This is a genomic window from Thioclava sediminum (genome assembly GCF_002020355.1).
GTDB lineage: Bacteria > Pseudomonadota > Alphaproteobacteria > Rhodobacterales > Rhodobacteraceae > Thioclava > Thioclava sediminum.
The window spans coordinates 625120-634554 of record NZ_MPZV01000003.1 but is presented as its reverse complement, the minus strand read 5'-3'; the positions used below and the strand labels follow the sequence as shown (position 1 = coordinate 634554).

General features: G+C 63.7%; 8 protein-coding genes. 2 read left to right on the top strand and 6 right to left on the bottom strand.

Annotation, left to right across the window (positions count from 1 at the left end):
* Window positions 1-242 precede the first annotated feature (242 nt).
* Genes BMI91_RS15280 through BMI91_RS15270 form a run of 3 tightly spaced genes read right to left on the bottom strand, consistent with a single transcriptional unit; the run spans window position 243 to window position 4624 of the window.
* Complete coding sequence (locus BMI91_RS15280; RefSeq protein ID WP_078605753.1) at window positions 243-2279, bottom strand: NADH:flavin oxidoreductase; 2037 nt, start codon at window positions 2277-2279, stop codon at window positions 243-245.
* 40 nt (window positions 2280-2319) lie between these two features.
* Window positions 2320-3390 carry an FAD-binding oxidoreductase gene (locus BMI91_RS15275; RefSeq protein ID WP_078605752.1) on the bottom strand — a complete coding sequence of 357 codons (1071 nt, stop codon included), beginning with the start codon at window positions 3388-3390 and terminating at the stop codon, window positions 2320-2322.
* Between the two features lie 4 nt (window positions 3391-3394).
* Window positions 3395-4624 carry an aromatic ring-hydroxylating oxygenase subunit alpha gene (locus BMI91_RS15270; RefSeq protein ID WP_078605751.1) on the bottom strand — a complete coding sequence of 410 codons (1230 nt, stop codon included), beginning with the start codon at window positions 4622-4624 and terminating at the stop codon, window positions 3395-3397.
* Window positions 4625-4768: 144 nt separating this feature from the next.
* Between BMI91_RS15270 and BMI91_RS15265 the strand changes: the two genes are divergently transcribed.
* Window positions 4769-5665 carry a LysR family transcriptional regulator gene (locus tag BMI91_RS15265; protein ID WP_078605750.1) on the top strand — a complete coding sequence of 299 codons (897 nt, stop codon included), beginning with the start codon at window positions 4769-4771 and terminating at the stop codon, window positions 5663-5665.
* 150 nt (window positions 5666-5815) lie between these two features.
* On the opposite strand, the gene BMI91_RS15260 is transcribed toward BMI91_RS15265, so the two are convergent.
* The gene (locus tag BMI91_RS15260) at window positions 5816-6028 is read right to left on the bottom strand and encodes a hypothetical protein (protein ID WP_341853199.1); all 213 of its coding nucleotides are present in this window, start codon (window positions 6026-6028) and stop codon (window positions 5816-5818) included.
* A 270-nt stretch (window positions 6029-6298) separates the two neighbouring features.
* A complete protein-coding gene (locus tag BMI91_RS15255) occupies window positions 6299-7144 on the bottom strand; it encodes a hypothetical protein (RefSeq protein ID WP_078605749.1) in 846 nt (281 codons plus the stop codon).
* Between the two features lie 331 nt (window positions 7145-7475).
* On the opposite strand from BMI91_RS15255, the gene BMI91_RS15250 reads away from it, so the two are divergent.
* A complete protein-coding gene (locus BMI91_RS15250) occupies window positions 7476-8405 on the top strand; it encodes an alpha/beta hydrolase (RefSeq protein WP_078605748.1) in 930 nt (309 codons plus the stop codon).
* Between the two features lie 47 nt (window positions 8406-8452).
* Here the strand turns inward: BMI91_RS15250 and BMI91_RS15245 are convergent, their stop codons facing one another.
* Window positions 8453-9373, bottom strand: coding sequence for a LysR substrate-binding domain-containing protein (locus tag BMI91_RS15245; protein ID WP_078549855.1), 921 nt, complete (start codon window positions 9371-9373; stop codon window positions 8453-8455).
* Window positions 9374-9435 lie beyond the last annotated feature (62 nt).

The window sequence follows — 9435 nt, the reverse complement described above, 5'->3', positions numbered from 1 at the left end:
GCGGGATGGAGCAGCCCGGTAGCTCGTCAGGCTCATAACCTGAAGGTCGTAGGTTCAAATCCTACTCCCGCAACCAAATCATCTAAAGCATATCAATACGTTAAGCGCTGCCTTCGGGCGGCGTCTTGCGCTTCAGCTGGTCTGAAGGCAGACCTCACCCCTGCACTGACCGCAGCCTGCGCAGCGTGCCCGAGGCTCCCGTGTCGTGGGAGGCCGCAGCGTGCCACTCGCCTGAAACACAATCAGACCGTGCGCATCAGCCGTAAGGCGTCGTAGATTGCCGCGTGGGTGTTGCGTGCAGCCACCGCATCGCCGATGCGGAAGAGCTGAAAGGCGCCGCACGGATTTCGGGTGACCGTTTGCGGCTGGCCGGCGATCAGGGCTTCGTAATCGACTTCGCCCTGATTGGTCGCGTCTTCGCGCATATCGAAATAGATGTCGTCCAGCGGGCGGGTGCCGTGGTTGACGACGACCTGATCGACCTGCCGCTCGCGGGTGAAAGCGCCATAATCGCTGCCGACACTCGCGACCAAGCCGTTTCCGTCCTTCGCGACGCCCGTCAGTTTCCAAAGCACGGTGAAGGTCACGTCGCGGGCCTGCAATTCGCGCAAGGACGGGGTCAGGGACATCGCCATGACCTCGGAGGAGAAATTGCGGTCGCGCGTCATGACCTCGACCTTGGCGCCACTGGCGGCGAGGGTCTCGGCGGCCTGTAGGGCGGCGTAGTCCCCAGCGTCGTCATAGATCAGCACGTTGCTGCCGGGGCGGGCATCGCCCGAGAGGATGTCCCAGGACGAGACGACGAGATCGTCGCCTGCATCCAGCACTTCGGTATGCGGCAGGCCACCGGTCGCGATCACGACGACATCGGGTTGTTCGGCGCGGATGGTGTCCGCGTCGGCATAGCTGTTGAACCGGAAACTCACGCCGAGACGCTCGCATTCCGCGAAACGCCATTGGATCAGCTGGATCATCTCGTGGCGGCGCTTGGATTGCGCGGTCAGCCGGACCTGTCCGCCGGGATCGTTGGCGGCCTCATGCACGATGACCTCATGACCGCGTTCCGCGGCCACCCGGGCGGCCTCGAGCCCCGCCGGACCGGCCCCGACGATAACCACGCGGCGCGACGCATCGGCCTTGGCGATTTCATGGGGGACTTCCAATTCGCGCCCGGTCGAGGGGTTGTGCAGGCACAGCGCCATGCCGCCCTGATAGATCCGGTCGAGGCAGTAATTCGCGCCGACGCAGGGGCGGATGCGCTCTTCCTCGCCGCGCATGATCTTGGCGACGATATGCGGGTCGGCCATATGGGCGCGGGTCATGCCGACCATGTCGAGCTTGCCCTCCGCGATCGCGTGCCGCGCGGTGGCGACATCCTGAATCTTGGCGGCGTGGAAGGTCGGGAACTTGGTGGCGGCGCGGATTTCTCCGGCGAAATCCAGATGCGGCGCGCTGCGCATGCCTTGCACCGGGATCACGTCGGTCAGGCCCGCATCTGTGTCGATATGGCCCTTCACCACGTTGAGGAAATCGACCATGCCGCTGTCTTTCAGACGCTGCGAGATTTCCAGCCCCTCTTCGCGGGTGATGCCGCCGGGCAGGTCCTCGTCGCCGGTGTAGCGCACGCCCACGATGAACTCGTCGCCCACCCGCGCGCGGATCGCCTTGAGCGTGTCGAAGGTGAAGCGCAGACGGTTCTCCAAGCTGCCGCCATAGGGGCCGTCCAGATCGTTGGTCAGAGGCGACCAGAACTGATCCATCAGGTGGCCGTAGGCTTGCAGTTCGATCCCGTCGAGCCCTGCCGCTTTCATCCGTTCGGCGGCGTCGGCGTAGTCCTCGATGATGCGCGCGATGTCCCAATCCTCGGCCTTCTTCGGGAAGGCCTTGTGCGAGGCCTCGCGTTCATGGCTCGACGAGACGACCGGAAGCCAGTCGGCCTTGTCCCAGCGGGTGCGGCGCCCGAGATGGGTCAGCTGGATCATCACGGCGCAATCGTGCTCGTGGCAGGCATCCGTCAGCTCTTTCATCCAACCGACGACCTCGTCCTTCCACGCGAGGATGTTGTTGAAGACCGGCGGGCTGTCGCGGGCGACGGAGGCAGAGCCCGCCGTCATCGTCAGCGCCACGCCCTCGCGCGCCCGCTCGACATGATAGGCGCGGTAGCGATCCTTGGGCATCCCGTCCTCGGGGTAGGCGGGCTCGTGGCTCGTGATCATCAGTCGGTTCTTCAGCGTCAGATGCTTGAGTTGATAGGGCTGCAGAAGCGGATCACTGGACATGGGCGGACTCCTTGAGGTCGGGTCTTGAGGGTAGGGGGCGTCAGGCGTCGATCGAGACGTCGCCGATCGGGTTCGAGCAGCAGGCGAGAACGTAGCCTTCTTCGATCTCGTCATCGGTGATGCCGCCATTGTGGACCATGTGGACCTGACCGCCCTTGGTCTTGATCTTGCAGGTGCCGCAGACCCCGAAGGTGCAGCCCGACGGCAGCGGCACGCCCGCAGCTTTCGCGGCGGCGAGCAGGGTTTCAGTCTCCTTGATTTTCGCGGTCTTGCCGGATTTGGCGAAGGTGACCTCGACGGCGGCATCCTCGTCGGGGGTCACGTCGTCTTCGGGCTCGACCGGGCGATCGGAGATCGGGGCGTTGAAGCTCTCCTGATGGTAGTGGTCCATGTCGAACCCCAGACCGGTCAGCGCCTCGCGCACCGCGCGCATGAAAGGCTCGGGGCCGCAGCAGAACACTTCACGCTCGAGATAGTCGGGGGCTGCGAGACCGAGGATCAGCTGGTTCAACTGCCCTTTGATCCCGGTCCAGGGCGCGTAGCGATCCTGTTCCTCGACGACCCAGGTCAGCGCGATCCCCGGCAGGCGCGAGGCCATATGCTCCAGCCGCTCGCGGAAGATGATCTCCGATGGACGACGCGCGCAATTGATGAAGACGATGTCCGGGTCGCTGCCAGCGTCATAGAGCTGCGTCGTCATCGACATCATCGGGGTGATGCCGGAGCCTGCCGAGATGAACAGGTATTTCGACGCGGGATGAACGACGTTCGAGAACATCCCCGCCGGTCCCAAGGCCTTGATCCGCATGCCGGGGCGCAGATTGTCGAGCATCCAACGCGTGCCGAGTGAGTCCGGCTGCGCCTTGACCGTGACGGTGAGCGAGGTGGGGCGCGACGGCGAGGAGGAAATCGTGAAGGTCCGGTGCAGCGGGCCGCCCGCCACCGGCAATTCCAGCGTCACGAACTGCCCGGCATTGAAGTGGAACAGCGCCCCCGAGGGCGGGCGAAAGGTGAAGCTCGCCGTATTCGGGGCCTCGGGCAGGAAGTTGACGCATTCCAGCGGTTCGTCATCGGTCCAGAACTGAAGGAGCGGTTGAGCATTTGCAGCCATGAGCCTACTCCGCCGCGACGCTGCGCGGGGCAAGCGCGCGGGTCATGGTGTCGGCATACCAGTCGACGAACTGGATCACGCCCGACTCCCAGTCCGGGCTGTAGGGGCCCGGCGTATAGGCGGGAGAGTTGATGCCGCGCTGGTTGTCCTCGACGATCTCGCGGTCCTGATCGTTGGTGGCGATCCAGACTTCGGTGAGGCGATCCAGATCGTAATCCACCCCCTCGACCGCATCGCGATCCACGATCCAGCAGGTCGTCACCTCGGTTTGCGTGGGGCTGATGGGCATGACCCGGAAGGTCAGTGTGATGTCGGGCAGGAAGTGGTTCCAGGTCGACGGGTAGTGGAATTTCAGCAGCGAGCCGGCATCGGGCAGGGCGACGCGCCCGAGCGGACGCCGCACCGCCGCCTGACCGTCCATCGTGTAGCTGACTGCATTGTCCTGCAGCGGCATCCGCGCCAGACGGTATTGCCCCTGACCGCCGAGACGGAATTGCGCCGGCGCGCCCGCCGCCTCGCAGCGGTCGAAATGCCCCTGAAGCCGGGCCGAGATCGAGCCATCGGCGGAGACGCCCGCGACTTCCGGGTCGAGCGGGAAGGAGTTGCACAGCTCGGGGTGGTTGCTCGAGCAGTGATAGCACTCGCGGTTGTTTTCCCAGACCAGCTTCCAGTTGCCCTCCTCGACGATCGACGAGGTGAAGGCGACCTTGCCCCGGTGCAGGTCGTGGACCTCCAGATAGGGGCGCGCCATCGCGGCGAAGGCTTCGAAATCCGGGGCGTCGTCGGCCAGACAGATATAGATCAGCCCGCAGAGATCGCGGGTCTGAACGGCATGCAGGCGATGCTCTTTCGGGTCGAACTCCGGCCCCATCTCGCGCGCCCAGAGCAGGCTCCCATCGAGATCGTAGGTCCATTGGTGATAGGGGCAGACGAGCTTGGCCACGCGCCCGCCGGACGACTTGCACAGGATCGAGCCGCGGTGGCGGCAGGTGTTGTGAAAACCCCGGATCTCGCCGTCGCTGCCCTTGACCAGAATGACGTCATAAGCCCCGATCTTCAGCCGCGCGTAGTCGCCGGTCTTGACCAGCTGGCAGGCCGGAATCGCATAAAGCCACTCGCGGTAGTAGATATGCTCGAGATCCGCCTCGAAGATGCCCGGGTCGGTATAGAAGGCCCGGTCGAGCGAATATCCGGGTTTGCGATGTGCGAGCAGATCGGCAAGAGGAGGTGTCACGGGCGCGGCCTTTCCTATCCAAGCGTGATTTCACCTCATTTCAAATTTGCTTTTTCGTGCCTCTCAACGTCATAAATATTCATCCCGGGTGAGTTCAGCTCACCTAAGACATATTTCGACACGGAATGGTTCGAAACCGACATCATGCAGCGCCCCTATGATCTTCCCTCGCTTAGCTCACTGAATTGTTTCGAGGCTGCTGCCCGAAAATTAAGCTTCAAGGCGGCGGCGTCAGAGCTGAACGTGACCCCGACGGCCGTCAGCCATCAGATTCGGGCGCTCGAGACGGAGCTCGGTCAGCAGCTGTTTCGCCGCCAGCATCGCGGCGTCGAATTGACCGAGGCGGGGGCCTATCTGTTCAACGCCGTGCAGCGCAGCTTCGAGGCGATATCCGACGTGGTGAGGGATATGCGCGGGCCCGTCGCGGAGGACGACGTGATGGTGCTGGCCTCGACCGCGGTCAGCTCTTTGTGGCTCACTCCCAAACTGACGGAATTCTGGCTGAACCATTCGGATATCAACGTCTCGCAAATCGTGAGCGACGCGGTGGATTTGGAAGCGACCGTCGATCTCAGCCTTCATTACGGCGAGTTTCCCGAGGGCGATGAAAGCTGCACGCAGCTTTTTCAGGACCGCATCTGCGCGGTGGGCTCGGAGGCTTTTGCTGCGCGCTATGCCATCACCTCCGCGCATGACCTGCACCGCGTCCCGCTGATCCACATCACGCGCGAGCGCCATCGTTGGACCGAATGGCCCGATTGGCTGTCCGAACTCGGCGCTCCGCAGCCGACCGGCAAACGGATCACCGTCAACAACTACATGATCGGGCTGCAGATGGCGAAGGAGGGTGTCGGGGCTCTGCTTGGTTGGGACGGGCTGGTCGGCCACCTGATCGAGGCCGGAGAGCTCGTCGCGCTCGGGTCAGAAAGCGTGGTGTCGCCACAGTGCTTCTACATCAAGGTTCACCGTCGCGCCTCCGCAAAGGCGAAGAAATTCCGCGACTGGCTGGTCGCTCAGAGCGTTACGAAGTTAGATGGCTGACCGGAGATAGCCGCGAGGGTTCACTCGCTTCGAACGCATCGCACAGGCACGCGCCACGTTCCTAAGCGCTCAAGCGTGAAGGTTTAGGGCCGGGGGGGGCACCGCCCGTGAGCGGTCGCGCCGACAAAGAAGGCTCACAGGCCGCAACGGTCAGGTTTTTCTCTCATCCGGTTCCCCGGCGACTTCGGGATCGTTGTAGTCGTTGGGATCGAAGTCGTCAGGGTCGAACGCGTCCTCTTCTTCCGCGATGCCGGTCACGTAGGAGGTTCCCGTTTCTTCATCGAAGATCAGACCGTAGTTCGCGCGTCCCTCCGATCTGAACCGGAGAAACTCGTGAATGCCCGCGTAGAGAGCGACGAACACGAAGGGCAAGAGTATCACTGCAGCAAGTATCTGAGCGCTGATGGCGGACCTCCTCCGGGCTGAACAGCAAAGGCGGATTGTCTGTGGCTGCAAGCCGGGTCAATGAAACAGCAGGCTAACATCATCTGAATGCAGGTTCGAGCACTCGGGCGTTCAGTGTGACCTGCATCTGAGCAAAAAGATGGGTCAGCGGACCGTCGAGGTCAAGGCTGGGCGCGGGCAGGGCCTGCGCTTTCGCACCCCGCGTCGAGTGCCGGAGACCCCGCCGTCTCAGGCGTCCACGGGTTTCACCTTGGGCGGGATCGGGGCCGCGGACGGGTCGATCCCGTGTTTCTGCAACGCCTTGTGCATGTAACTGCCGCGCCGCGGGCGGTTGTTCTCGGCCTCTTCCAGACGGGGCTTCATCCGGCGCGCCCACATATGCACCGCATAGGTGTCGTCGGTCAGGAAATCCGTCTCCACGTCGAAGCGCGACATGATCATCTTGTTCCGGTTCTTGAACGGGATCGGATAGAAGGCCTGTTGCGAGAGCGCATGGTCCCATTCGCCGGTCTCGCGCAGGAAGTGGCTCAACGCGGCAGGACCGGTCAGCCCCCATTCCTGCTCCGAGAAATGCACCGGTTCGCCGCGGTCGCGGGCCGCGCGCAGTTCCTCTTGCTGCTCTTCCTTCAGCCATGGCCCGATTGCGTAGGGATCGGCCACGAAATCGAGCAGCCCGCGCAGCGTCTTCGACTCCGCGGGCAGGCGCATCACCGCGTTGCAGATCAGGTGCGGCTTCTCCAGCCCGAACACGTAATCATCTTTGAAATCGAAGGGTTTCACGCAAAGCACATCGGCATCGACCCAGATGTAATCGGTCTTCTCCATCAGATGCAGGCGCCACAGATCGGCATGGATCGCGGGGCTGCCGGTGCGCTTGTGGCGGATGATTTCGTCGCCCGGAAAGATCTCGCGCGCGTCGCGCAGCGTCACGCCGGGCGGGGCGTTCGGGATCAGGTTGTAGCAATATAGCAGCGTGTCATGGCCCGCATCGACGAAAGATTTCAGGCTCAGCTGTTCGAGCCAGGACAGGCGGTCTCCGATCCACAGGGTCGCGATCGTCGGCAGTTGGGACAAGGGTAGGCTCCTGTTTGGAAAGGTCTTTCGCGGCGGTCAGGCTGCGTGGGGGCGGTATCCGGTAAGTTCGGTGGAGACGTCGGGCGTCCAACGGGGGCGAGAATGCACGAAATCTCGTTCACAATATGACGGGGCCGATCCATTCCGCATCCTGCGGCTCAGGCCACATTCTGCGCTCCGCTTCCCTGTTGCCATAAATGTGCCCGATCTCTTTGGTTTTTCTTATCTCGCCCTCGCCGTGACGATAGCACCAAACCATCCGTATGTAATTGATCGGCGCAAGAAAAAATGTCAGACCTCAACGGATCCCGAGCAGGAAAAAGCGATTTCGATGGCCGATGATTTCGAAGACGACGCCGCAGGTGATGAGTCCGGGCTCGAGGAGAAGCTGCCCGATTGGTATCGCGAGATTTTTCCCGCAGGTCCCCGCGACGGGTTCTATGAAAAGCTCGGGGCTCATGCGCTGATCCATGTCGCGCGCGACCCGGCCACGCTGGTCGTGACGTTCGATAACCTCTCGGATGCGGGCTATCCCGGCTACGACATCCGGCCCTGGGCCGAGAAATTCATCCGCGACAATGGCTGGAGCCATCTGGGCGTGGTGGCGCAGGGCCCGACATGGTTTCGCGACGCGCGGCTGATCGCCCGGATGGAGGCATTGCGTGATCAGGGCTTTTTCGAAGGATACGCTCGGGTCGTGATGACGGGCACCTCGATGGGCGGCTTCGGCGCGCTGGCCTTCGCCGATCTGGCGCCGGGCTGCGAGGTGGTGGCCTTCAGCCCGCAGACGACGCTCGCGCGCGATCTGGTCCCGTGGGAGCGGCGCTTTGCGCGGGGGCGCGATCAGGACTGGTCGCTGCCGCGCTCGGATGCGGCTGAACATAGCGGTGCTGCGGCCAAGGTCTGGGTGATCTGCGATCCCTTCCTGCAAGAGGATATGCGACAGGTCGGGCGTCTGCCGCGCGATAACGTCACGCTGCTCAAGGCATTCGGGCAGGGGCACAAGACGGCGCTGGTGCTGCGCCGGATGGAGCTTCTGAAGGCGGTCATCGCGCGCGCGGTCACGGGCGAGCTGAGCGAGGATTGGTATTATCGGTCGACCCGAGGCCGCAAGGATATCTACCTTTACCGCAAGGTGATGGAGGACCATCTCGCCAGCCGCGGCAAGGAACATCGCATCCCGCGTCTGGTCGCGGCCTTCAAGGCGCGCAGGCAAGCGCAAAGACAGGCGCGCGCTGCGGCGACCTCGCCCGGATCATAACGCCTTTTGAGGTGTAATACGCCGGGGCAGGGCGGCTTGCCCGCGCCTCAGCGTGTTGTCGCCTCGCGCAGCCGGGCGGCCTCATGCATCATCGCGGTCAGCCGGGCGACCTCGGGGCGTTCGGTCATCTCGTGCTTCATCGTCAGCCCGACCGCGCCCGACATGAACTGCGCGCCCAGCGGCAGGCTCACCAGAAGCCCCGAGGCCAGTTCGCGCGCCACCACGCCGCGCGAGATGAACCACAGCATATCCGACCCTTCCAGCAGCCCGAGCCCGGTCGCGAGCGACACGGTCTCGATCGGGCAGCGCGGCTCGGTGATGCCTTGTGCGCCCAGATAATCGTCGACGATGCGCCGAATGATCGCGCCGCGCGTGGGCAGGATCACGTCGCATTGGCGCAGTGCCTCGGGGGCGGGGCTGTTCGCGAAAGGATGGCCCGCGCGCGCCGCGAGGATGACCTCTTCCTCATAGAGGAAATCGAAGCGCAGCCCCGGCATGTCGCCCGCCGCCGGCATCCGCCCGATCATCAGATCCAGCGCGCCGGAGCGGATCCGGTCGAGCAGATACAGGTTCGGCCCGGTGCTGATCGAGAGCCGCGTGCCCGGATGGGCGCGGCTGAAGTCGAGCGCGACGCCCGGAAAGATCGAGCCCGCCACGGTCGGCAGCGCGCCCACATTGATCACGTCGCCGATCCCGTCGCCGCTCAGCGCAGCGGCGCCTGCCTCAAGCTCCTGCAGCGCCTGTATCGCATGGCGGCGAAACGCCTCGCCCGCAGGAGTCACCGTCAGCCGCCGCCCGCGCCGTTCCAGCAGTGCGCCGCCCAGCATCGCCTCCATCTCGGAGAGGGTTTTCGACAGGGCAGGCTGCGAAATTCCCTGTTTGCGCGCCGCAGCAGAGACGCCGCCTGCCTCGATCGTGTCGAGAAAGGCGCGGATGTGCCGCAGCTTGAGACCTTTATGCATAGCCATGGGGTTATGGATTAACGTGCATTTTATATTTGGCTCAAGCGAAAACTTCAGAAAAGATTATG

Excerpts from the sequence above, each read along its gene's own strand:
- BMI91_RS15275 (WP_078605752.1), bottom strand. The coding sequence starts at position 3,390 with ATGGCTGCAAATGCTCAACCGCTCCTTCAGTTCTGGACCGATGACGAA.
- BMI91_RS15280 (WP_078605753.1), bottom strand. The coding sequence starts at position 2,279 with ATGTCCAGTGATCCGCTTCTGCAGCCCTATCAACTCAAGCATCTGACG.
- BMI91_RS15245 (WP_078549855.1), bottom strand. The coding sequence starts at position 9,373 with ATGGCTATGCATAAAGGTCTCAAGCTGCGGCACATCCGCGCCTTTCTC.
- BMI91_RS15265 (WP_078605750.1), top strand. The coding sequence starts at position 4,769 with ATGCAGCGCCCCTATGATCTTCCCTCGCTTAGCTCACTGAATTGTTTC.
- BMI91_RS15250 (WP_078605748.1), top strand. The coding sequence starts at position 7,476 with ATGGCCGATGATTTCGAAGACGACGCCGCAGGTGATGAGTCCGGGCTC.